The following is a 26694-nucleotide window of genomic DNA, read 5'->3' on the forward strand; positions in this document are numbered from 1 at the left end:
AATGAATTAATCGGTCATTATTTACTCGAGAATAGGGATTTTTTGGGCAAAAAAATTACCACACAGCAAAGCTATAAAATAAATCCTCCCTCACAACCGAAGAATTACCCCCAGGTAAAATCTACTATGGGAATAGTAAATTTAAAACCCATAACTGACGTACAGTGGGATCACAATATTTGTCCCAAAACCACGAAAAGGGAACTCATTCATCAACCAGTTTTTAGTTACAATCCCTTGAATATCTTTAATCATGGGATTCCAATATCGGTCAGGCCCATTGGTAGCTGCAATTACAGAAATATCTGAATTGTCATTCAGTATACCAACCGGATCCGGATCAACATCCGTACCGTAGCGGTTTAACAATCCACCCAGTACTTCCATTTTTGCACCGTCCCTGGCCTTCATCACCGAATAGGTTTTTTCTGTCTTAAATCCAAATATCCAAAGCGTACTGCTTATACCAGCATTGATCTGAAAATGGTCTACTTTCTCATTATTTACAAATCGGACATAAGCTTTCACATACTTAATCGTTCCATCTAAGCGGGCAAAACCATGGGTATTATTGGCAAATACTTTTGTTCCGGAATCCGTCAGAAAGCTGGTGTATACATTCCCTGCAGAGGAAGTACTTTCTAAAAACAACTGACGTTTGGCAGTATGCTTTATGGAACCTGATGCCAGTTCAATGTCTCTTAACAATAGCGTGTCGGCAGATAATGCATTCACATCAAATTTGACCCCTCCCGCCTCAATCCAGACCCCAGCTCCCTGTACCTGTTTTACAGCTGCAGGAATGCTCACCGTACCACTAATCTTATACTTATTTTTAGGAAAGTAAACCACTTTTTTACCTGCATTCATGGCCAGCTGAATGGCTGCCATATCATCAGTTACCCCATCGCCAACTGCTCCGTAATCATCCACATTCGCCCAGTCATTGAAATTGCCTTCCCAGGCGATCAAAGGATAATCCAGCACGGCCAGGTTCATCGATTTCACAACTCCGCTCCTTACCCTCGTTTCGCTAAAAGCTTTAAAAGATCCACTCGAATATTCAGCAGTAGTACCACTTGCAGCAACAGTAGTGTCTAATTTTTTAATCCCGGTACCATAGCCCAACAATTCCACATTCCTGGCAAACAGAAATCCATCGGTAATGCGAATTCCAGTATTTAAGGAAGTGCCGTTTTCAAACTTACTGTCTACAATAACTGCATGTGGGAAACGGGTACCTTTCTTCTGTAAAATAAGCCCAGTAATCGCATTTGTGCTGTAGACTTTACGTAAGGAAGTGGAAATGCCCGAAAGCAGGATTCCACTTCCGCTATGGTTGCTCAAACTTACATATTCAATGGCGGGATGTGATTCTGCATCTCCATCCAGATATATTCCATATTTAAAGCCATCGATCACCAGGTTGCTGTAATAACCATGTGCCGAACCAATTCTAACATGCAGCCCAATTTCTCCAGCACCTACGATTTTCACGTTATCCAGCCGCGCTGTATTAGCCCCGTAAAAATCAAGACCAATAGCACCTGGATTTCCGCTACCTGTATGAATGGTAATGTTCCTGAAATGAAAACCTGCAGGTGCATTGTTAAAAATAGTGCCCTTATCGAATTTAGAAAAAGAAACAACCGGTTTCTTCATTCCGGTTCCAAAGCCGGTAGCATTGTCGTTCAGCTTAATAATTACAGAATCCCGATTTTGCCCTACCAATTTTAACCCTGCTGTACCTTCTCGGGTAGCTGAAGCCTGTGCAGGTACACAATCCGGAACCTGATCACCCGAATAAACTAATGGTTTGGATACCCTATAGGTGCCGTTTGGAAAATAGATGTACCAGCTTTCACGCCAACCGCATGGCTGACCCGAAGCTCTTAAGCGGTTCATTACCCAATCCATTGCGGCAATAATGGCATCGCTGTCATCTGTAACACCATCACCGGCTGCATTAACGGTATAAACACCGCTTTCTACTAGCTTTTTAACATTAATAAAACGGCCACCATTTTCTTTAAACATTGCTGGCGGATAAACTTCATTGACTCCAATATTTCTGTCCTGGGCCTTTAAAATCATGGTGATCAGCACTAAGCTGAACACCATGATCACGCGATTAAATCTCATCATATCTGATATGTTGTTAAATTAAATTCGACTGTATACTTAATTATAACCAAGGTTCTGATCCAACCTAGGATTTCTATCCCGTTCACGCTGAGGTATTGGCCATAGACATTTTTCAGCAACGATGCCAAGCACGGTAGTGGCTCTACCCGTTCTCACCAAATCATGCCAGCGATGTCCCTCAAATGCCAATTCCAGAAAGCGTTCATTTTCTATGGCCAATTCAAGTGTATAGCCTTTAGTTATATCCGATGCGCTCGGAAAATCACGTACAGAAACGGTATTCAGATCCAATCCAAAAGCCCTTCTCCTGATCGTGTTCAACATACCTGTCGCATCCGCTGTTTTCCCATCCCTCATCAAAGCCTCAGCCTTCATCAGCATCACATCAGCCAGGCGAATCGCGATGATGTTAGCATCCAGATTGGCGAGTGTTCTTACATATTTGGTTACATAAGGTTGTCCTACAGTCCTAAAAGGTGGATTGGTAGTTAAAGCCAGTGATGCATCTTTTCTGAAATCTCCAGTCTCATAAGCACTGATAATTTTTGCAGTTGGCGCCATAATATACTCGCCACCTATCTGGTTTGCATTGGCAAGCGGCATATAATAACGGTGAAGTCCATGACCTTCAATAGCAGAGCTGATGAACTGAATTTCAAAAATTGACTCCCGGGTATTACGGCCATTTGGCGTAAACATGTTAATGTAATTGGTTCTGCCTATTGTTAGCGCATAATTCGGGTTTTCGATAACCTTAGTTGCCTGAATTACCGCATTTGGATAATCTTTTTTAGTTAAAAATACTTTGGCGAGCAAGGCATTTGCAGCGCCCTTGGTTGCTCTTCCCCTGGTTTGCATCTCGTCACCAAACTTCAATAGCAATTTGGTTTCAGCGATCTGCAGATCACTAATGATCAAGGCATAAACTTCATCCACAGTAGCACGTGGAATTGTAAAGTCAGCATTAAAGGATTCATAGGGCACAGTGATAATCGGCACACCACCATAAGCCCTTAAGAGATTGAAATAAAAGTATGCCCTTAAAAAATAAGCCTCTCCTAAAAGATTATCCCGTTGCAAAACCGTAAAAGACGCATCATTAATTCCAGGAATGCGCTTGATCACATCATTGGTACGGTGAATGCCTGCATAATTATTTTCCCAATAGTCTCTTACTCGAGGATTATCAACCGTAATGTTGTGCTGATCTATTGGCAGGTAATCATCTGTTACCTGTAAAACGCCTAATGCATCTGCACCAACATCGAAAGCAACAGGATCCTGCTTTGCCTGTGACTGCACTTTATCATAAATACCAATTACAGCGGCTTCTGCATCCGCGCCAGTCTTCCAGAAGTTAACATCCACAATACGGTCCTCTGGACTCAGACCATTTACACTACATCCCTGGATGAAGTTTATTGCAGCAAAAAGGAATATATATCTTACTATTTTCATGTTTTTATTATTAAAATCCAAGACTAAAACCAAACATCAGTGTTCGAGGCTGAGGCTGTGAGGCCCAGTCAATTCCCAATTGCGAATTCTTAAACTGTTGATTTTGAACTTCCGGATCATAGCCGGAATAATTAGTTACGGTAAACAGGTTTTGGCCGCTTACATAAAACCGGGCATTGCTGATTCTCATCCGTTTTTGAAAAGCAGCAGGTAGCACATACCCCAGCGTTACATTTTTTAACCTCAAGAATGATCCATCTTCAATAAAACGCTGGGATACCTCAGCATTGGTTAAACCATCTGCACCAGCAGGATCTCCCCAAATTGCTTTGGGTACATCTGTAATTGTATTTTGTGGTGTCCATCTGCGCAATACGTTCTTATTTCCATTGTTTAAACTGCTCATTCTTTCCAGTACATTCCTGGTCTGGTTATAAACATCATTGCCGTAAGACCAATAAAAGAATACACTTAGGTCAAACCCTTTATAACCAAATGTATTCGTAATACCGCCTGTATGAATCGGTAAGGCATTACCTACAATTTGTCTGTCGGCTGTGGTAACTACGCCATCACCTGTAATGTCCTCATAGATAAAATCACCCGTTGCTGGGTCTACCCCCAAATTACGGTAACCAAAGAAAGATCCTACTGATTCACCCACTCTAAAAATACTGGTTGGACTAGTGGTATTGAAACTATTTGGAAGCCCTTCGGAGAAATCGGCACTCTTGGGATCTCCTTCTACTGTTAAAGGAAGATCGGTAATTTTATTACGGTTAAAGGAGATGTTAAAATCAGTAGTCCATGTGAATTTGCCTACCAAATTTCGGCTGTTTAACTGGAATTCTAATCCCTCATTCTTCATCTGGCCTATATTGGCGCCAAATGTGCGGCTAAAACCAGAGGTAAAAGGTAGTTCCAGTTTAAAAATCAGATCGTTAGTTACTTTTCTATAAGCATCTACTACTACATTGATACGGTCTTTGAAGAGCCCAAAATCCAAACCCAAATTGGTTTGAGTAGTAGACTCCCAGCTCAGATCAATATTTGATAAACTACTCGGTGCGATCCCCGCCAATGTGCCATAATTAGCACCTACGTTATAAGTAGCCAGTGAAGGGAAATCATTACCTAAACCTTCATTGTTACCAGTTACGCCAACACTTGCACGTAATTTAAGGTTACTGATGGTATGTTGTTTTTTCATGAAAGCCTCATTACTCACTTTCCATCCTCCAGACACAGAAGGGAAATAGCCGAATTGCTTATTCAGACCAAACCTGGAAGAACCATCAATCCTCAACGCGCCTTCAAACAAAAAGCGATCTTTATAAGCATATCCAGCGCGACCAAAATAAGAAACTATGGCCCATCTGGAACGATAATCTGAAGCTTCAGTTCTGTTCGTAAAACCAGTTATCGCTTCGATGATATCTGTTGAATTGGTATTGCCTGCAGCGCCAATTCTGCGGGTAGCAGATTCCTGATAACTTTGGCCAAGCAGAGCGGTCAGTTTATGATTTTTATTAAAGGTTTTATTATAGGAAAGTGTATTCTCATTTACCCATAACATAACTGAATAAACACTTAAAGAGCCACTTGCATTACCGCCACTATTTACGAGTCTAGACAGGTAACGGTCATCGGTAATCCCTAAATGATCAAAGCCTATACTTGATTTGAACTGCAGACCTTTGGCAAGGGTATAGTTACCATAAGCATTTCCAACATAACGGTCAGTTTCGGCAATAAACCGAAGTTCATTCCCAACCAATACCGGATTCAGTCTTCCTTTGGAATCCTTGTAATACGTACCATCGGGATTATACACCGGATTATTTGGGTTCTGTACCAGCGCCAGTGTTAGTATAGACTGGTTAGAGAAACCACCATCCCTGCGGTTATTTACCGAGTGACTACCATTTATATTGGCACCGATTTTCAGGTTATCGGTTGCCTTTGCATCAAAGTTTACGCGCCCATTCAGTCTTTTAAATTTCTGTCCAATGATAGTTCCTTTCTGATCAAAATAACTACCTGACACATAATAAGTAGCTTTATCCGTTCCACCTGAGACAGATAAAGCATAATTTGAAACTGGTGCCGAGCGAAAAACTTCGTTCTGCCAATTGGTATTTACCCCTGTGTTGACAATGGCATTATCTACTGGCTGAGCACCGTTTGCCTGACCTTCTTTAATGAGTTTCACATACTCCTCACCATTCAGCAAATCCAATCTTTTGGTCACTTCAGCAGCGCCAGTGTACATGCTAAAATTAAATTTCGCTTTGCCCAAAGCTCCTTTTTTAGTGGTAATCAAGATTACGCCATTACCACCTCGGGAGCCGTATATAGCTGCTGCTGCCGCATCCTTTAAGATCTCGACAGATTCTATATCATTTGGATTGATGTCATTTTGTGCAGATACCCTTTGTCCATCGGTACTCTGAGGTCCGGGACCAGCAGAAAGATTGTTCATAGGCACCCCATCAATTACATACAAGGGTCTGTTCTCACCAAACAAAGACCCACTTCCACGAATTCGCAGATAGGCCTCATCACCGGGTGCACCCGAATTCTGCACTACCTGGACACCCGCAGCCTTACCCTGCATCATAGCGTCCAGGTTAGTAACAGGAATATTCTGTAATTCATTCCCTTTCACAGAAGTAATCGCAGAGATCACATCTCCCCGCTTTTGGGTGCCATAACCGATCACAACAACTTCATTCAGCCCCCTCTGATCTTCTGCGAGTACGATATCAATAATCCAGTTTTTCCCTACGGTTCTATTCTGGCTAACAAATCCAGTATAAGAAAACACCAGTACAGATTTTTCGTCGGCTACCTGGATGGTATAGTTTCCTTTTGAATCGGTAGATACGCCCAGTTTAGTTCCCTGGACTAAGACGCTCACACTTGGCATGGCTATGCCGGTTTTATCTTTCACATTCCCCGTGATTTTTAATCGCGCTGGTTGCTGCTGGGCCTTGACATTAAAGCCCAGCAAAATGAGAAAAAAGAACATAAAGTAAATTTTATTTATCATACAGTTATTTGGTTTGGAATTAGTTGTGGTTCGCTAAAATACCTTTTCCAGAAAACGATATTTATGGTGTAGCTACCGAAAACTAAATTAGTTACATATTTAAAAAATATACCGGACAAAGACGGGCAAATACACGCGTCTTAGTTCCCCCATTGCTGATTAGGGGTATTTCCCATAAACAACACCAGCGCTCCTCCACGCTGCAGGTCTTTATAAGTTAGTTTAGCCTGATTCATTACCTGGCCGTTTAGCACTGCTTTTTGAATGTAAAAATTAGAGTCGGACAGTCCGGGGGCGGTAATCGTAAATGTTTTACCATTGGCAAGGGAAAGACTTACTTTAGAAAATGAAGGGGTACCGATGATGTAATCTGGGGTACCGGGACAAACTGGATAAAAGCCCATCATTCCGAAAACCAGCCAGGCCGACATCTGACCTGCATCCTCATTTCCACTCAAACCTCCAGGTGCCATACTGTATTCCTCTTTAATGATATTTTTAACCTGGCGCTGGGTTTTCCAGGGCATTCCGGCATAGGCATACAAGTAAGCACTCTGATGTCCGGGTTCATTGCCATGCCAGTAATGTCTTTTATCAAACAAGAGATCGAGCTGTTTGACAACCCGCTTTTCACCCCCCATCAGCGCCATTAAGCCCGGAACATCATGAGGCACATACCAGCTGTACTGGAAAGCCGATCCCTCAGTAATAAAGCTGGATCGAATGGCAAAAGGGTCAAAAGGAACGACCCATTTGCCATCAGCATAACGCCCTCTTACATACCCTGTGCTCGTATCAAAAACATTTTTATAATTCCCGGCGCGCTTCATTAACAACTGATAATCCTCTTTTTTACCCAATAGCTTTGCCACTTGGGCCAGTACATAATCATCATAAGCATATTCCAATGTCCTGGACACTTGTTCTTTGGTATGAAAAGCATCAGGAACTCCATCTTCCTGGGGAATGTAACCGTATTTGAGGTATGAGCCTAAGGCACGGCGTCCCCTGCCATCTTTGTAACTCAGTGCATCGTTATTTACCTGGAAAGCATTTTTGCGCATCACCTGATATAACTTTTCCGCATCCTTTCTGGCTATTCCTTTGACCAGGGCATCACCGATCATCGCAATCGCATGGTCACCTATCATTGCCGAAGTATAGTTGTTCCAGCATGGAAAGATAGGGAGCCAGCCCCCTTGTTCCGCTTTTTTTAGTAAGGACGTTACCATGTCCTCCGTTTTGGAGGGCTCGAGTAACAGTTGAAGCGGGTGCAAGGACCGATAGGTGTCCCATAATGAATAATCATCATAATATTTAAAGCCTTTTGCCTGCTCTACCTTTCCGCTAGCAGCAAAAGCATTGTAGCTCCCGTCTACATCACTAACCTCCCTCGGCAGCAATTTGGTATGATATAGGGCGGTATAAAAATTTACCTTTTCATTTTCAGTACCCTCTACCTGTACTTTTGCCAGTTCAACATTCCATTGTGCTGCAACTTTTTGTTCCAGCGCTTTAAAATCCCAATCCTGTATTTCGGCAGCCAGATTTTTTCTGGCTTGCGCTATGCTGGTGAAAGAACAGCCTACTTTTACCTTGATCAGCTTCCCTTTGCTTAAAGGCAATTTCACAAATGCCCCAACGGCACTGCCGGTACTTTTTTCGTTTACAGATTGATGCTTTATTTGGGTACCATTCCAGGTACCATAGGATTCAAAACTGCGATCAAATACGATCACAAAATATCCATTGAAACCGGCAGGTTTACCTTGTCCCTGGTAAATCCGGTGCACCGGATTATAACCCGTTATTTCATTTTTTGACACATCAATTTGCACAAAGCCTTTACCTTGGTCACTATTGGGTTCGATACAAATCCAGGCATCTTTTTCATCATTAAAACTGAAATTGAACATAGCTGAATGGCTAAGTCCGGTCATTGCAGTCTGGATGTTATAATCGGCTAACTTTACACGGTAACTATAAGGCTTGGCCTGTTCTGTAGAATGCGTATAGCTCGAAGCTCTTTTGTCGGGATCTGTTTCCAGCTTCCGCGCAATAGGCATAATGGTAAAACTTCCATAGTCCTGAGTACAGGAACCGCTAAGCCAATGGCTACCTCTAAAACCTTGTATTTTTTGATCTTCATAATAGTAAGGTGCCACACACTTCCGTTCTGTAGCACGGGTTTGAGGTGTCCAGCTCGTCATTCCATTAGGAACACCCACCGCTGGAAAAGTCTGTCCTCTCAATTCAGATCCATCCTGACTATGCCGCAGCGCACTTTCTGTGGTACTAATGGCCGTACCTATTAATGGATTTACATAGTCTGACCATGCGATTTCCTTTTTTTGTGCCATACTGCGCTGACCAAGGGACAAGAGCAGTAAAAGGCTGAATATGTTTCTTGTCATTATCTTAAAGATTTAGCGTTTATACCTGGTCCCATCACAAATTCCAGCTCAGCTCCATCTTTGATTTCCTGGTGATTAATCCATGACCTGTCGATTAGTTTTCCATTCAAGCGCACAGCCTGCACATATCTATTGACAGGGGAAAGGGCTGGAGCTTTGATTTTAAAAGTTTTATTCCCCAGCTTCACATTCAGTGCTTTAAACAATGGAACACCCAGACTGTACTTCCCGTCAGCAGGATTAACCGGGTAAAAACCCATGGCACTAAAAACATACCATGCAGACATTTGCCCGCAATCTTCATTACCGCTTAATCCGTCAGGCTGATTGGTATAAAACCGGTTACAGATCTCCTGTACTTTTTCCTGCGTTTTCCATGGCTGCCCTACCTCATTATAAAGGTAAGCGACATGATGACTGGGCTCATTACCATGGGCATACTCCCCAATCAGACCGGTAATGTCTATAGGTTTATCATGATTTGAATTGCTCTTCTGAACAAAGAGTTCATCTAGCTTTTGCGTAAACTTATCCTTCCCTCCCATTAAGTGGATCAAGCCTTGAACATCATGCGGAACAAACCAGGAGTACTGCCAACTGTTCCCTTCAATAAAATCTGAATAGCCGTATGAGGCAAAAGATGGATCAAATCCTGGATTAAAAGTTCCGTCAGCTTTCTTTCCCCTCATAAATCCTGTTTTTGGATCAAAAACATTAGCGTAAGCCTTCGCACGCTTACTGAAGTAGGCATAATCGCTGGTTTTCCCTAAGGCTTTTGCCAGCTGTGCAATACACCAATCATCATAAGCGTATTCCAGCGTTTTCGAAACTGATTTATTTTCCAGATCTGTTGGTACGTAATTAAACTTTTTCAAATATTGTATCCCAAACTGGTCTTGCATAGCACTGGCCTTGATCGCTTTATAAGCCAGGTTTACATCGTAACTACGAAAGCCCTTAAAATACGCATCGGTAATCACCGGAATGGCGTGATAACCAATCATACAATTGGTTTCACTACCTACTAAAGGCCATACAGGAAGCAGTCCACTCTCCTGATACTGGCTCAGCATCGATTTAATAAAATGATTGACTTTTTCCGGTCGTGTGATGGTAAAAAGCGGATGAGCCGCCCTGAAGGTATCCCAAAGGGAAAAAACGGTGTACTGATCAAAGTCTTTAGCCGTATGAATTTTATCATCAAAGCCCCTGTACTTTCCATCTGCATCACTATACAAATAAGGTGCAATCATGGTATGGTACAAGGCGGTATAAAAAACTGTTTTATTGCTTTCACCCTGGTCCTTCACCTCAATTACCTTTAAAGCATCATCCCATTCCTTTTCTGCTTCGCGTTTTACGCGATCAAAATCCCAATCATGGATTTCAGCATCAAGGTTAGCCAATGCCGCCTGCTCGCTGACATAAGAAATGCCCACTTTAATCAGAATGGCTTCTTGCGCTTTAGTATTAAAATTCAATACCACCTTAAGGTCTTTGCCAGTAACTACATCATTCCCTGCTATTCGAAGCCCATTTTTTGCAATTACAGAACTGTTAAAAGGCTTGGAAAAACGTGCTGCAAAGAAGATATGTTCATTGGCAAAATCCTTTTCTTTTCCTTCCGCCCAGCCTTTGGACTTTCTGAACCCGGTAATCAGTGAATTATTTTTGAGCTGAATTCCCGTAAGTAATACAGAATCATTTTTAAATCCATGAAATAAATCGAATAATACATGAGACTGATCAGATTTGGGGAAAGTATATCGATGGAAACCGACCCGTTTTGAAGTAGTCAGTTCTGCAAGAATCTTATAATCTTCTAAAAAAACAGCATAATAGCCCGGACTTGCCTTCTCCGTTTTTTTATCAAAACCGGAACGGTATCCATCCTTTGTTTTTTGTTTATCACCGGGAAATAACTGGATTGGCCCTGTTCCGGGCATCACCAAAATATCGAGTAAATCGCCCCTTCCGGTACCGCTTAGGTGTGTATGGCTAAAGCCCATAATGGAGCGATCGGATGCGTGGTATCCCGAAACCCAATCCCAACCTTCATTAAAGGTATCCGGACTTAACTGTACCATACCAAATGGACGGGTAGCGCCGGGAAAGGTATGTCCATGGCCACCCGTGCCTATAAATGGATTTACATACTTTGTAAATTCCTGTGCTTTCAAAAATTGTACATGGAAAGCGAACACGCACAAACATAAAAAAGCAGCTTTTATGCCATACCTAAACTTAAAAAATTCTTGTTTATACATTAAGATTTATAATTTGGTTTTCGATTAACAGCATCAAACTAATTTTAACGAAATAGTTTGATGCTGTTTTTCATTTTGAATTTTTAAATTTACGTGGCAGGGGTATTGTTTATGGCGGACAAAATGAGGCATAGACATGCACAATAAAAACCACCTCTGTACGAGCTAATTAACCATCAATAAATTGGATAACAGATCTTACATTTTAAGGTGCATTGCACTGATCGAGCAAAAAGTAGACTGGGGAAAAACCCATGACTGGGTAGATTATGACTTCAAAAACCTTAGTGATCAGATCTTCGAAAGTACAAAAGTATCCATCAGCGTAAGAACATTAAAGAGAATTGTACGACAAGTTCCGGATGCTGAAGGTTATTATGAGCCGCAAATGGCTACAAAAAATGCACTCGCTATTTATCTGGGCTTCCGCAGCTGGGCTGATTTCAAACAAAGTAATGTTATAGAACCAGATCAGAAATCAGAAACAATTACGCCTGCTCCTGCAGTAAATTTCAAAAAGAAAGTAAATTATCGGAACTGGATCTTGCCTATAATCATCATCCTTTTGTGTGTCGCTGTCTACCTGGTGTGGAAAACACAGCGAACATCGGCAGAGCTGACCATAAAAAAAGTAGCTGGTAACAATTTTGCTTTCAGATACGATTTAAAAGCAATAAAATACAATAATGCGACCGTTGACCTTGATTATGGACTTTTCCGTCCCCTCTTGACGCCCAAAGGAGAATTCACCTATGTATTTAAGCTACCAGATAATTATCGTTTAAAACTGCTGGCAGACGGCGTAGTTTTAGCGGCTCAGAATATCCAGGTGGTATCAAACGGATGGAAATGTGTGGTACAACAAGGCCTAAAAGAGGTTTTGGTTGGTGATACTAGCCTTTTCAATAGTAATCAGGTGCTTTCTCTTCGTCCGGATAAAATACGAAGTATTGGTTTGGATCCGTCGGAAGACTACTGGACGGACTATAGAAACATTAAAGATTTCAATATAGATGGGGACAATCTGATTATCGAAGTGGATATAAAGAACGATCTTAAAAGTGGTGGCATTGACTGTTTTGATAGCAGCATAGAATATCTAGCCGAATCTAAAACCGGACGAGTTAAATTTGTTAAACCAGGCTGTGCACAGTTTGCCTCCTTCGATTTTGGCGAAGTTCATTACAACGGAAATTTTCATGATCTTAAACCTTTTGGTATAAATCTATCCCAGTGGCAAAAAGTACGTATTGAAGTGATTAAAAAACAGGTTAACGTCTTTATCAATGGGGTATCAATCTACAAAAACAGCTACCATGAGCCAATAGGTAATGTTAAAGGGATTAAAATTAAATTCAAAGGCGTTGGAGCCATCGACAATTTCAGAATCATGAATTTGAAAAAAGAAGTGATCTACGGCGCATCATTTGACGATAAAATAGCCGATTAAATAAAAAGGCTTGCTCAAAAATTGAGCAAGCCTTCCTTTTCCTTAATTGGGAAATTATTTTTTAGCTACTAATTTTACTCCGATTTCAAAGTTATCATCAATTGCTTTGTCGCCAATGCTATCGAAGAATGATTTTGAACCGTATCTGATATCATATTTAGTTCTATCTACAGTGATTTTACCAGCTAGCGCAGAAACAGTACCATCAGCATTAGGGGTTACAGTTGCAGGGAAGCTTAAAGGCTTAGTGATACCTTTGATTGTTAAATTGCCTGTAACAGTTAGATTAGCTCCTGAACCAGTAACTTTAGTGATTACGAAAGTTGAAGTTGGGAATTTAGCTGAACCAAAGAAATCATCAGCTTTCAAGTGACCTTCTAACTTATCGCTACCATCAGCATCTTTAATTGAAGTCATATCAATCACAAATGTACCACCTGTTACATTTTTACCGTTCACGTTTAACGATCCTGATTTTAAAGTAATGGTTCCGTTATGAGATCCTGTTACTTTTTTACCTAACCAGGTAATAGTTGATTTTGCTGCATCTACAGTATAAGCAACTGGTTTAGTAGGGTTTGTAAAAGCTGATAGTCCAACTACAGCTACTAACAATAAAATAGTGTTGATTTTTAATTTCATTTTCTTGGTTATTAATTTGACACAAAGATATGATCAAAGTATAACCCAGGCCATTGATCTATGTTAAGAATTTAAAAAAAATAAATAAAAACACTTATTGTACTGCTATGATGCTTATCGCCGCTCCTCCCCCTTCTGCAAGTTTTAGTTTTAATACAGAAGCTGATGTAACTGGATATTGCTCAATTTTATAAGCCTCAGGATTGTTTTTCCAACTCGCATCATCGGCATCCCTGTATACCTTGGCCATATATTTTGTCCCTTTTTTCAGAAAATTGAGCGCAATGGTGCCTACCCTAGCCTGCTCATCTGTAATTGCACCGATAAACCAGTTTTCAGTTCCTTTTGCCTTACGGGCAATCGTCAGGTAATCTCCGGGTTCTGCTTCAATAATTTTTGTATCGTCCCAATCTATGGCAACGTCCTTTATAAACTGAAAGGCATCCATTTTCGCTTCATAATTTTCGGGCAGGTCTGCAGCCATTTGTAGCGGACTGTAAAGGGTAACATACAGAGCCAATTGCTTCGCTAATGTAGTGTGTACTTGTCGGTTTGGCGCATAGCTTGCATATCCTTTTAACTTAAATATACCTGGTGTATAATCCATCGGTCCACCCATTAATCGTGTAAAGGGCAATATGGTTTCATGGTCAGGATGATTACCATCGCTAAATGCATTATACTCATTTCCCCTTGCAGCTTCCGAAGCCATCCAATTGGGATAAGTACGATGTAAACCGGTTGGCCTGTTGGGCTCGTGGACATCCACCATGATTTTATGTGCAGCAGCTTTTTGTGCCACTCTTTCATAGTGATTAACCATCCACTGTCCGTCATGATGCTCGCCGCGGGGAATGATCTTGCCTACATACCCCGTTTTCACTGCCGGATAACCATAGGTGTTCATCAACTTAAATGCCGTATCCAGCTGTCGTTCGTAATTTGTCGCAGAGCCGGAAGTCTCATTGTGCATAATCATTTTGACCCCTTTTGATTTTGCATAATCGCTAATCCCCTGCAAATCAAAATCGGGATAAGGCGTCACAAAATCAAACACCTCCTCTTTCCAGTTCCCAAACCAGTCCTCCCAACCTGTATTCCAGCCTTCAACCAATACGCCATCTATTCCATTCTTAGCTGCAAAATCTATGTATCTTTTTACGTTTTGCGTATTGGCCCCATGTTTCCCGCTTGGAATTAGGTTCCCATCGGCACTCAGCTGATCCGGATCATCTGCATAACTCCAGCTGGCCTTTCCAGTTTGCATTTCCCACCATACTCCCACGTACTTCATGGGCTTAATCCAATCCGTATTTGTAATTACTGAAGGTTCATTCAAATTTAGAATCATCTTGGATTCAAGGATACTTTTTGCATTATCTGCGGCTAATATGGTACGCCATGGCGTATTAAAAGGTGCATGTAAATATGCTTTATTACCCAATGCATCAGGAACGAGATGAGCAGAAAGGCTAAAATTCTGTCTGTTGACATGCAATTGCATTGCTGGATAATTGATCTGCGCCGCCTCATGTATATTAATGTACAATCCATTGGCTGTTTTCAGCATTAATGGAGTCTGTACGGCGTACTGATCCGGCACTACCCTTACTGCAATATCAGTCGCTTTTTTCTGCACTTCCCAGGCATCAACTCTACTTAGGGCCGAAGTGGTATAGGAGTATTCATTGGTATCGTAATCCCCTGGAATCCAAAAGGCTTTATGATCACCTGTAAGGTTAAATTGGGTCAGTTCATTTCCCACAATAAAATACTTTAATCCCGGTTGTTTCGGAAACTCATACCTAAAGCCTAAGCCCTCTTCGAACACCCTAAAAACGAGATTCATCAATCTGTTTGGTACATTTTTTTGTTTCAGCTGAACGGTTAACTGTTCATATTTATTCTTTATGGAACGTACTTCGCCCCAAATAGGGTTCCATTGCTCATCAACCAGTTTTTTCTCTGTACCTATAATTTCAAATTGTCGGTTAAAAGAGCTGTCATTTACCAACTCCATACCCAGCGACGACGGTTCAATTATGGTTTTACCAGCGAAGTACAGCGAATAGATTGGTCTTCCTTCTGCATTAAGCATAAATTTAAGCTTAATCTTATCTTGTCCTGCTTCAAATGTTTTAGTTTCCTGGGCCAGTATTTGTCCGCAAATGGCAAAACTCAAAAAGCAAATTATTAATTTCTTCATCAATGCTGTGTTTATAATTTTTTAAATTGAGGATTATATTCAATCGAGTAACCAGGCTTAAATCCTGGATACAGATTTTTGTAAAAATTTTCGAATTCACTGCTAAAGCTATAAGTGATCCTATCCGCCCGGTAGGGTTTTGTGGTGATGCCCTCTGGTGTGGTAAATTCAATTGTAGTTTTATTATTTCTGACTATACTAACATTTACAGAACCCGCTTTCATTGGAAATTTTAAAACAGAGAGGCCTTGTTTAACAGACTTTATGTTACCGTTTACCCTTAAGCTGGCGGGTGAACCGAGTAGGGTTACCACTTCAATTGCCTCTTCTGAAGCTATCGGCAATGTTTCTTTTTGAAACGGAACCACAGGAATATTAAAAGGAAATGGTTGCAGCTGTCGCGAATATTTTTTAAAAAAAACAATGGCTACATCTCTACCGGCATAAGGCGAACTTTGCCCCTTCCAAATGCTTTTGTAATAGTTCAGTAGAATAGAAAAACCTTCGTTATGGTTTATTTCTGGAGCAAGGTGATGCCCCTCAGGATAGTCATTCCAGGTTATGACATTGATTAATGAAGCGTCCTGCTGTATACCAAACTCGAGCAACTTTCTAAAGTTATAAGAAAGGCCTGTGGTAATGTATTTCCGCTCTACCTTTCCAATTCCGGCCTTAACCGCATCTTCTACCCTATGATACATATCCCATGTACCTTTTTTAAGCAATTTTGAAGTGTAGAAATCATTAAACACCGAAGCTGTAAAATTACGTTGTCTGCGTTTACATTCGGCAGCAACCATTTGCCCTGTATAGTTTTTATTGTCGTAAGGAAGTGTCCACATCCAGGCTGCCGGAAAATAATCCAAAAAGTGATTCAGTTCCGTTTTGCTGATCTCTTTATTGATCGTAAATATGCAAGCAAACCTTTCGTTAACTGCCTCTGCAAGTCGTTTATAAGCACGGGCAATGTAAAATTGGTCGGGCAAGCCCTTCTTATCTGCAGGAATATCCGCCAGAGGCTCCCCATCCCAAAGGTAAATGACCAGTCTACCATCGGGTGTGCGGAGCCAATGTGGATTATCTTTACCGGTCACTTTCAGAATGTAGTTGATCCGCTTTGCGAACTGTTCGATCTTTAATGATTCTGTACTGCCACCAGGATGGGATATACAGAAGGTAAATTTGAAATTGATATGCTGCTTTTCTGCCACCCTGAAATAAGCAAGAATAATCTTGTCCCAATCGGGACTACCAAGGGTATAATAAAATTGAAAACCATCAATACCCGACCGGATTGCTGCACGCATCTCAAACTCCACAGCCTCATCCAGCGAAGCATTCGCCATGAGGCTATCGGCCATCACTTTCACTTGTGTCAACCCACCTAAAGGGGCCGAAACATTTCCTTTTGGGGAGTAATAATCAGGATTGCAACTGTCCTCAAACGGATGCCCTTTAAAACGAATAATATTAGTCATACAATGTGCAATGACTAGCTTTTTATTGGTAAGCGGCAGACTGTACTCGGGGAGATTCTTTAACGAACCTTGCCCAAACAGCAGGCCGCAGTTGATCAGCAAACAAAACAAGAATGTAAGGCACAATTTCATCATAAGAAGAGTAAATTATTATGGCGCCGGGGAACATATCCAGCACCATAATAAAGAGTGATAATTAGTAATTAGGATTTTGCTGACCAGCTATTTTAGCGTTGGCATTAAACTCTGTTAATGGTATTGGCCAGGAGTAACTTTTTGCTTCGTTAAAGGTTAATGGGGTTGATAAATTTCTTGCGGTTCCATAAAATGCTGCTTCCTGCGGACCTAAGCGCCAGCGGCAAACATCAAACCACCAGTGACCTTCATGGAATAACTCAGCCCAACGCTCGTAGCGAAGTGGGTTTGTACCCAATACAGGATCATTGATAGCCGGAGTAGCTGCGGTTAGAGAAGTATAATCTCTGGCCGAAGCCGAATTGATAGGCAGACTATATGCCCTGCGTCTTACCTTGTTGATGTACTCCAAACCAGTTCCTCCATCGCCAGAGCCAATACTAGCTTCTGCATAAAGAAGGTAAACATCAGCCATACGCAGAAAATACCAATTCCATTTATCATAGTTAACCATGTTAAGATGGTAATCTATAGCGGCATATTTTCTAAAACCCCAACCATAAGTGTTTGGTGCACCAGCAAGGTAATCGGGCTTGGAAACCGGAATATTCTGAAAAGCACCATTCTCCCAGTTGATGTTCAGCACATCCAGCCAAGGTTGCACCAGGTTAACATATAAACGCGGATCGGCAGTTTTATTGGTTCTTACAGCTGTTGCCGCCGTCCTATAAGCGGGATCCATAATCATTGCAGGATTAGCCGGAGTTGGCGGTTTGCTGCTATCAAATGCAGGATTATTTACCAGCGTGTAATAGCCTAAAGGATAGCCAAAACGGGTTACATTTTTGTCGTGGACACCTAGATTACCACCATAGCCCAAAGGTCTGGAACCTGTTTCTGTGCCTGTAAGACTTAAGATATAGGGCGACCAGATTACCCCATTCAGTGTAGTCGCATTGGGATTGTTCCCCCATGGCCCGTAATTTCCCTTATTGTCGCCATCTATGTTCATTTCAAACAAAGATTCTTCATTAAATTCGTTAGCAGTATTGCCGTTAAAGGCATCTTTATATTTTGCATAAGGCATTAATGTCTTTCCGCTGTTGTTGATCACATCCAGCAAGGTCGTTTTAGCATTGGCCCAGTCTTCCGTAAACACATAAGCTTTACCCAATAATGCTTTTGCAGACCATTCGGTGGCTCTGCCAATTTCGGAAGCGCCCCATACTTTATTGTCCAGTAAAACCGCGGCATCTTTCAGGTCCTGTTTTATAAAATCCCATACCTGTTTTGTGCTGGCCCTACCTTGTTGGGTCGACTCTACATTTTTAGGTACTTCGGTATAAATGGGTACACCCATTTTACCTTCATTAACTCCCCCTGCTTTAATGTAAGCTTCGCCAAACAAAGTTTCGAGTTGAAAGTAATAAAAGGCACGCATAAATTTTGCCTGTCCCCTTACTGCATCGATATCTGCCTTCTGACCAGCCGGAGCATAATTTTTCTCATAAAAATCTGCTGCTTCCAGGGTGATATTACAGGCTCCAGCACCGGCGTATAATGCCGCCCATGCATTTTGCGATTTACCGTTGTTTACACTCAGGTTATTTGCAGTCATTTCATTCCAGGCTGCATCGCCATTATATTGGGCATCACCTGCGTGCACAGAGTTTTCGAGTGCTTTAGGCATCAGTTCGAAACCATACAGCCCTATGCTTTTTAAATTACCGTATGCAGGGTTCAAAATGGTATTGAGGTCATTTAAGCTTTTAGGAAACGACCCTGTTGAAACTTTATCAGAGGGCCCAACTACAACAGGGTCCTTTTTACATCCGGACATAACTATGACGGCCAGAATGATGATATATATTTTGTTCATCTCTTTTTAGATTATAGGGTTAAAAATTGACATCAATTCCGAAGGAGTAGATTTTGGTTTGCGGATACTGGCTAACCACATCTATACCTCTTGAGGTTACACCTGCATATCCGGAAGGAGAAAATGAAGCGCCTAGTTCCGGATCAAGACCGCTGTAATTAGTGATGGTAAAAAGATTGGTTCCCATAGCAAATATTCTTGCGCTTTTCACTTTAATCTTCTTTAACATATCCCCAGAGAAGGTATAACCTATCTGTAAATTTTTCAGCTTCAGATAATTTCCACTTTCTACAAAATAGCTGTTTACGGATGAGTAATTCCCATTTGGATCCATGGTAAAATTGCCATTTGGTTGAACGACACCCAATCTTGGTTGATTAGTTACCCCATTCCCATTCAAGAACGATGCTCCCCATACTCTAGGTGAGGTATTGCCATCCGAAAAAGGACGCATTTCATAAGCCTTTACACCATTAAATAAATCAACCCCTGCTACGCCAGTAAACAAAAATGCCGCATCAAAGCCTTTAAAATTTAAACGAATATTGGCACCGTATACCAGCTTAGGGTTAGGATTTCCGATCACCTGGCGATCCCTATCGTTAATATCTCCATCGCCGGTAAGGTCCTGAAATTGCAGATCCCCAGCCCTTGCAGGTATTCCCAGTACTTTTTGTTTGGCTGCCTCTACATCATTTTGAAATATGCCCAGTACTTTGTATCCATAAAAAGATCCGAAAGGGAGACCTTTTCTGGTGGTGGTAATGGTTTGATTGGGCATGATCTGAAAGGCTATATCCCCATTGTTATAAAAATTATATCCGTCTAGAAATTCTGAGGTGGTTTCGGAGGTAAGTTTGGTCACCTCATTTTTGTTCCATCCCCCAGTCACACTAATATCGAACCCTAAATCACTGATTTTGGATCTGTAACCTAGCATAATTTCTAAGCCCTTGTTACTCACATTACCAATATTGGTAAGGTAATTTCCTGCAATACCGGCACTTGGTGCTAGTGGCAGCGCATACAGCATATCACTCGTCTCTTTGTTATAATATTCAAGTGTGAAGTATAGTTTGTTGCTTAACAGTGCAGCATCCAAACCTATATTGGTTTCTTTTACGGTTTCCCAATGCAGATTTGGATTCGGTATACCGCTATAGGTTACGCCCGGTATAATGGTTCCATTAGGTGCAAAGTTGGCCCCTCCGGCACTTCCGTTGCCTAAACTATTAAATGGCTGGTAAAGGGAAAGGAATGCATAGGTACCAATATTACTGTTTCCCAGCTCCCCATAGCTTGCACGTAGTTTCAGGTTATCCACTACAGGCAATGCTGCTTTAAAGAAGGGTTCCTCAGAAATGTTCCATGCGGCAGAAACCGATGGAAATACACCTCTTTGTTTATTGGGACCAAAAACGGTAAAGTTTGCATCTTCCCTGATAGAGGCTGATAAATAATACTTACTATTATAATTGTAATTTAAGCGGGCAAATAAAGATTTTACAAGCGCGTTGTTATCTCTCCTGCCGGTAACAAAGTAAGTGGTGCCTGCTGTAGGTACCAGTGAATAGTCCCTGCCAGCCTCCGCAGATATATCGGTTGAGGTGACATTAGCGTCGTTATACCTTCCGGTGATCTGTTCGAAACCAGCTATGGCGTTAATATTGTGTTTATCCAGTGTTTTGTTATAGGTAAGAATATAATTGGTTAGTAGCGACTGGCTTTCTATAGCCACCTTATTTAAGGAGTTTTTCCCCGCCCCAACGCCGCCTATAGAAAAGGCATTCTGGTAGTAGTTTTGTGTTTCATTATAAAAAGTGTAGCCAACATTGGTCCTGAAAGTAAGATCAAACGGCAACTTAATTTCTGCATAAACATTTCCCTGAAAATTATTCTTATAATTCTCTACGCTTGCATTATCAATAGCGCCTACCGGATGTGTTCCTGAGAATGCCAGTAAGGGATACCCTGTAGGTAATGTACCATAAGAACCGTCCTTATTATACACCGGAATGATGGGCAAGGTACGGAAAGGTGCATTGTGCAATTGAGCCTCTATACCTACGTTTTGCGGATTAGAAGTACTGCGGCGCGATACAGATAACTGTTCTCCGAATTTTAGCCAGTTACCTATCTTAAAGTTAGTATTGATCCTGCCGCCGCCAATGTTAGAAAAGTTTTTTCTAGCTACGCCCTCCTGCTTATTATAAAAACCAGACACCAGGTAATCTACCACTGGAACCGCACCACTAAATGAAAAGTTGTGATTCTGCTCGCTGCCATTGTTGAAAGTCTCATCAATCCAATCGGTATTGGCTAAAGTATCCAAACGTGGGGCATTGGTAAACCTGCCCGGGTTAATGATATTCTGTAACTTAATGTAATTTTCTTTATCCAGCAGTTCGCCAACTTTGGGTGTAGATACACCATAGCGATAATTGTAATTAAATTTCGGGATTGGCGATGTCCCTTTTTTGGTAGTAATCAGCACTACTCCGCCTGCAGCTGCGGCGCCATATATAGAAGCTGCAGCTGCATCTTTAAGGACGTCCATGCTTTCGATGTCCTGCACGTTTATACTACTGACATTATCAACCCTCACTCCATCTACGATGTACAGTGGGTTAGGCTGATTCAGTGAAGATACCCCCCTGATGATTATGGTTGGGGAAGCATCAGGTGCACCAGAGTTTTTTACAATGTTAACACCTGCAACCCTGCCCTGCAATGCTTCTACCGCATTGGTTATGGGTTGATTTTTAAAATCATCGCCCTTTACGGATGATATGGACCCCGTAAGATCTTTCCTTCTCTGGGTGCCATAACCTACGACAACAATTTCATTTAACTGTCTGTTGTCTTCCTGTAGTTGCACACTGATTGCGGTTTTTCCGACTACAGCAACCTCCTGGGTGGCATAGCCAATCATGGAAAACACGAGCCAATCTCCGGCCGCATTGTTGACCACAATACTATAAGTACCGTCTGCTTTTGTAGCCTGACCAATAGTAGAACCTTTTAATTGGATGTTAACTCCCGGAAAAGGAGTTCCGTGTGTATCTGTTACTCTACCACTTACAGTTACCCTTTGTGCAAAGGAGAACAATGAGGCGAGTGAAAGTACACAACAAAAACCCAGCGATTTTAGTAATTGTCTTTTCATTAGATTTATATTTTGGTTAGTTTTTATCCGTGCTGCCAATGGGTCGTCACAAATACATATCAAAGTGAATCTAAAAAATGGACAGTATCAATTTTCAAAAATCGAATATAAACGATACAGACCACAAAAACACACAACAAGCTAAACAACAGTAAGTTACAAACAAGACGACATTAAAAAATATAAACGAAATATAAGCTACAAATCACTTATATCGTATTAATAGACAGGATGGTATCTTCAAAATCATCATTAGGTATTAGAGATTTACTCTTGATCCTTGCTTTATAATTGTAAATGGTATTCATAGAGTATTCTAAAATACTCGCAATCTTCTCGGTATCACTTATACCTAGCCTAATGAGTGCAAATATCCTGAGGTCTGTATTTAACAATTGTCCGGCATTTAGCTTCACCTGATGTTCGGCTGCAAAGAGTGAATTAAAGGCTTCTACAAAGTTGGGAAACAGGGTAAGAAAGGCTTTATCGAAATTCACAAACAACTCCTCCTTTTCCTTTTTCAAATTGATGTTGTTAACCAGCTGCTGTATATCTTCGAACTTTTTGGTGACCAGTTTATTGTTTACAGATCGCTTAAATCGGTCAAGCTTGGTAATGTATTCTGAAATGAGGTTAAAGTAGTAGCCGATATATTCTTCTTTAATCTTATCTGCTTCATTCAGTTTATCGATGGTTTGTTGCAGAGAAATGTTGGTGTTCACAATAATTTTATCTGCTTTTCGCAGTTTCTTTAACTGTCTGGAGATGATAAAGGCAAATAAAATGACTATGGCGGCAAGTAAAGTCAGCAAGGAAGCATAAATAAATAAAATACGTCGCTGTTCTTCTACGGAGTTGATCTTTTTTCCGGCAATAACCATTAAAATCTGGCTAACCTGCATTTTGCGCTGCCTTGCACCATAATAACTAGCATCGTTCATCGCCTCGTTTATATAGACATATGCATTTTTTATATCGCCCTTTTTATGCAGTAGCTGGGCCAGATTGAGCATTGCGGCAGCTTCCTTTGTGGAAGATTTAATATCGGCTATGGCGGCCATTTCCAATAATTTGATGGCCTCGTCATTCTCGCCGTTCTGAATGTATATATCACTTAATGTTGATGCGGTAACCGCCAACTCATGATCGGTAAGCGGATAGTCTTTCATTAGCTTTTTTAATAACACAGCTGCCTGATCCCGTTTGCCAAGTTTTAGGTATTTTAATCCTAAATTATAAGTATAGCTGTAAGACTGTGGACTGGAGAGCGCTATAGCAGAATCGATGTAAATGCCAGCCCTTTTATTATAAATTGGCGCATAATAATTATCCTTATCATAATCTGCCAGATCGTAATAAGTACGTGCAGTAAGAAAATAATACTCTTGTTTCAAACTGTCGGGTAAAATTTTAACATCAACCGTATTTAAGGAGTCAAAGGTTTCTTTAAACATACCGGAAGAAAGCAGAATAAAGCCAAACTTAATCTTACCATCTGCAATTTTAACCGGATCATTTAGCAAGCGACCGGTGGCCTGCATTTTTTGTGAAAAAAAGAATGCCTTATCATAATTGAAGGACTTGTATTCATGATAAAGGGCACTAAAGAGCCTATATTTTTCTGCAGGACTTAAATGCTCGTTTAAGGCCTGTTCCAATCGTGCGATCCGCTGCAGCTTATGTCCATCAAAGTCTTGCTTTTTAGTAATGGTTTGGCTTAACTGTTCCAGCGTATCTTCTGAAAGATTTTGAGCAAATAAAGGAACTGTTAGTGTTAAAATTAACAGAAATAGTAGACTTTTTTTCATAAGAGCTGAGCACATTTGGTTTGGTTCGTTTAGTTTGGTGTAAACAAATTAAGAAAATAATCTCTTCTACCTCCATTTTTATCATTTATGAACACGTAAAAGGATTACTTCGTTTTTTTGGGAACCAATTCATCTGGAAAATGATTGATTAAAAAGGCTACCAAACTATGTGACTTTTGATTTTTAGCCACATGATAAAGCTCCTTCAGCATATCCAATGGAAACTCCTTCTTGGCATCTATCCACATATCAAAAGCATCCCAACTTTCGCCATAACGATCTCCAATATATCCGCAAACCCTATTTAGTTCCTTGACAATCATCTTCACGAGAATTGGCGGCATTAGTTCCAAAGGAATATTAAGAATTATATCCAAAAGGATTTTAAGGATCAGTTCGTAAGCATAGAAGGCTTTATTTTTAACGGATCTCTCCCAGCAAGTTTTAAGGCTTTTTTCAAAAATTGATATGAAGCCAGAGATCAAGTAGTATTCGTGTTTGACCAACAGATCTATGATATCCTTTCGAAAATCCTCATCGCCGATAAAGTCCTCAATATGTTTGGGACTGGGGTTAAGGATCAACTCACCGACTTCTTCAAGATCCTTTTTCAGTTTTTCTGCTGACCTGACCTCAATCTCAATATATTTTAGGAGTTCATCAAAAAATTCTTCGAGAGAAGGCACCTCGACAACAACGATTCCATCTTTGTTGCGATATGGCTGATCATTATAACCTTTACCGGCGTAGTGCACTTGGAAGATCTCATGAGGATAGCTGATCGTTGTGGATTTAAATACATTCTTACTCCAGTCCACAGCCGTGAGCACATTAATATCATTAAGAGCATACCCTATCACTAAAGTGGTCGATTCTTTTATGGTCAGTGGCAATTTGGTATGTCGGTATTCATTTGGACGGAAAAGCGTGGTATAATCTTCCTGGGAGATCACTATTGATTTAGGAACTTTCTTAGTCCCATGCAGGTGATAGATCGGAATGATACCTTTAGGAGACATTAGCTGTTCAGAAGGTGTCAAAGTCAGGCTTTTGCCCGGAAGCAGACACTCGAGCACCATATCGTAATTGGTCGTGATAATCCAGGAAGGATCAATCTTTAACAGGTAACGACTAAAAGTTTCACGGATATCATCGTCTGGATAATAGGCTGTCAGATCCGCAACATGCTGCTTAAACTCAAGGGAAACCTCATCGTAATCACGGTTATCCTTATTCGAAACTTCCAGAATAATGCGGCTGACTACCTCAGGTAGGGAGCTTCCCTTCTCAAGTTTATCCTTAACTGTAAACTCGTATTTCTTAGCAACCTTATTGATTAACTGAAGCCAGTTCAGAGCAACAGGAGGATTATCTTCATCATTCATTAATGCCATAGAAAATCCAGCACCTACGAACAGCCCAAGGTTACCGTAAACAGATGACTGGGCAATAAAAATCAGTGCCTCAGCACGAGTAATGGTTTTCTTTTTTAATTTCAAATCGAGTAAGTTAATTTCCCGAATATAAATTAAAATCCAAGCTGAAACAATTTGTATCTGAATTCAATACATAATTGAAGCGATGTCACTCATACACTTTATTTGATATGGGTTACCGGTCACCTATTCATCGGATGTCCACCAATGTTGTTCCTTTTTCGTGAGATTCCATCGTTGGTATTTGTCGTTATCGTAAACCATCACATATAGTTTGATACCTGCCTCCGATACTGCCGCATAAATATCTTCGTGCAAGGTCTTTGAAATACCTAGGCCCATATGTATTGCCTTAAGGGCATTGCTGACGGGTATAAATAAATTCCCAACGTGGTTCAGTAACACGAGCCGATTATCATTGGTTCGATTTAACAGTCCTGTACAAACAGGATTTTAGTATTTTGCGTCATGAAATTTATTACCAGCAGCGAAGAAAATGAGATGCAAACTGTCATTCAGAACGGTAAAGCAGAACTTTTGGATACCTTTGAAAAAGGTTTTCAGACCCAGGAAGATACGTTGGACATATTCATGGATTCAGTTGATCATTGTACTTTAAACGGTTTTGATGATGATAAAATCATTTGGAATGCCGCAGCATTTATCAATATCGTTTCTCTAGATCTTAAACATATTGTAGCAGACCTATTGCTTTCAGAAGGTAACTGGAAAAAACGCGTTCATGCCAGGCACGCCAGTATGCTCATTTATGAGAGCACAATAGACCTTTTTTCTTTAATGGGAAAAGATTTCAAACACATCATTCGCAAACTCAGCAATTATGAAAGCATCGAATCCCAATTAAAGGAAGTCAGACAGCAAATGAACCAGTTCAAAACTACCCATGAGAAAACTTTAAACGAAATTAGGAATGTCGCTACTGCACATCGTGACCAAAATGTAAAACTTCAATTCGACACCATAACTCAGCTCAGTTGGTTTGCCGTATATAAACAAGCTAAAGAACTGGACGAAATATTAAATAAATTAGGCCCAATTTTGCAGGAAATTATCAACCGTTCAATTGAGGAATTGGACAAAGGCAGCAAAAGAATTTAAAAATTGAAACACCTGATACGTTCAATTGACAGAAATACT

General features: G+C 40.8%; 15 protein-coding genes. 2 read left to right on the plus strand and 13 right to left on the minus strand.

Going from position 1 to position 26694, the window contains the following annotated elements:
• Positions 1-141: 141 nt before the first annotated feature.
• The 5 genes from EZ444_RS02275 to EZ444_RS02295 form a co-directional block, all read right to left on the minus strand.
• Positions 142-2145: a glycosyl hydrolase family 28-related protein gene (locus tag EZ444_RS02275; RefSeq protein WP_131606811.1), complete on the minus strand. Its 2004-nt coding sequence runs from the start codon at positions 2143-2145 to the stop codon at positions 142-144.
• A 36-nt stretch (positions 2146-2181) separates the two neighbouring features.
• On the minus strand, positions 2182-3603 hold the full coding sequence (locus EZ444_RS02280; protein WP_131606813.1) for a RagB/SusD family nutrient uptake outer membrane protein: 1422 nt from the start codon (positions 3601-3603) through the stop codon (positions 2182-2184).
• Between the two features lie 10 nt (positions 3604-3613).
• The gene (locus tag EZ444_RS02285; RefSeq protein ID WP_131606815.1) at positions 3614-6655 is read right to left on the minus strand and encodes a SusC/RagA family TonB-linked outer membrane protein; all 3042 of its coding nucleotides are present in this window, start codon (positions 6653-6655) and stop codon (positions 3614-3616) included.
• Between the two features lie 140 nt (positions 6656-6795).
• The gene (locus tag EZ444_RS02290; protein WP_131606817.1) at positions 6796-9069 is read right to left on the minus strand and encodes a GH92 family glycosyl hydrolase; all 2274 of its coding nucleotides are present in this window, start codon (positions 9067-9069) and stop codon (positions 6796-6798) included.
• Positions 9069-11336, minus strand: coding sequence for a GH92 family glycosyl hydrolase (locus EZ444_RS02295; protein WP_131606819.1), 2268 nt, complete (start codon positions 11334-11336; stop codon positions 9069-9071). The genes EZ444_RS02290 and EZ444_RS02295 overlap by 1 nt, the downstream gene beginning before the upstream one ends.
• A gap of 184 nt (positions 11337-11520) precedes the next feature.
• On the opposite strand from EZ444_RS02295, the gene EZ444_RS02300 reads away from it, so the two are divergent.
• Positions 11521-12786, plus strand: a complete 1266-nt coding sequence (locus EZ444_RS02300) for a hypothetical protein (protein WP_131606821.1) — start codon at positions 11521-11523, stop codon at positions 12784-12786.
• Positions 12787-12840: 54 nt separating this feature from the next.
• On the opposite strand, the gene EZ444_RS02305 is transcribed toward EZ444_RS02300, so the two are convergent.
• From EZ444_RS02305 to EZ444_RS27105, 8 genes are all read right to left on the minus strand, one after another.
• Positions 12841-13428 carry a YceI family protein gene (locus tag EZ444_RS02305; protein WP_131606823.1) on the minus strand — a complete coding sequence of 196 codons (588 nt, stop codon included), beginning with the start codon at positions 13426-13428 and terminating at the stop codon, positions 12841-12843.
• A 94-nt stretch (positions 13429-13522) separates the two neighbouring features.
• Positions 13523-15634, minus strand: coding sequence for a glycoside hydrolase family 97 protein (locus EZ444_RS02310; RefSeq protein WP_131606825.1), 2112 nt, complete (start codon positions 15632-15634; stop codon positions 13523-13525).
• A gap of 11 nt (positions 15635-15645) precedes the next feature.
• The gene (locus EZ444_RS02315) at positions 15646-17247 is read right to left on the minus strand and encodes an endo-1,3-alpha-glucanase family glycosylhydrolase (RefSeq protein ID WP_131606827.1); all 1602 of its coding nucleotides are present in this window, start codon (positions 17245-17247) and stop codon (positions 15646-15648) included.
• Between the two features lie 61 nt (positions 17248-17308).
• Positions 17309-19126, minus strand: a complete 1818-nt coding sequence (locus EZ444_RS02320) for a RagB/SusD family nutrient uptake outer membrane protein (protein WP_131606829.1) — start codon at positions 19124-19126, stop codon at positions 17309-17311.
• 19 nt (positions 19127-19145) lie between these two features.
• Positions 19146-22292 carry a SusC/RagA family TonB-linked outer membrane protein gene (locus EZ444_RS02325; RefSeq protein WP_131606831.1) on the minus strand — a complete coding sequence of 1049 codons (3147 nt, stop codon included), beginning with the start codon at positions 22290-22292 and terminating at the stop codon, positions 19146-19148.
• Positions 22293-22501: 209 nt separating this feature from the next.
• Entirely contained in the window at positions 22502-24100 is a 1599-nt protein-coding gene (locus EZ444_RS02330) for a DUF6377 domain-containing protein (RefSeq protein ID WP_225874605.1), read from the minus strand.
• 104 nt (positions 24101-24204) lie between these two features.
• Positions 24205-25599 carry an SIR2 family protein gene (locus EZ444_RS02335; protein ID WP_131606833.1) on the minus strand — a complete coding sequence of 465 codons (1395 nt, stop codon included), beginning with the start codon at positions 25597-25599 and terminating at the stop codon, positions 24205-24207.
• A gap of 123 nt (positions 25600-25722) precedes the next feature.
• Complete coding sequence (locus EZ444_RS27105) at positions 25723-25878, minus strand: hypothetical protein (RefSeq protein ID WP_165503500.1); 156 nt, start codon at positions 25876-25878, stop codon at positions 25723-25725.
• A 126-nt stretch (positions 25879-26004) separates the two neighbouring features.
• On the opposite strand from EZ444_RS27105, the gene EZ444_RS02340 reads away from it, so the two are divergent.
• Positions 26005-26655 carry a hypothetical protein gene (locus tag EZ444_RS02340; protein WP_131606835.1) on the plus strand — a complete coding sequence of 217 codons (651 nt, stop codon included), beginning with the start codon at positions 26005-26007 and terminating at the stop codon, positions 26653-26655.
• Positions 26656-26694 lie beyond the last annotated feature (39 nt).

This window comes from Pedobacter hiemivivus, assembly GCF_004331685.1.
GTDB lineage: Bacteria > Bacteroidota > Bacteroidia > Sphingobacteriales > Sphingobacteriaceae > Pedobacter > Pedobacter hiemivivus.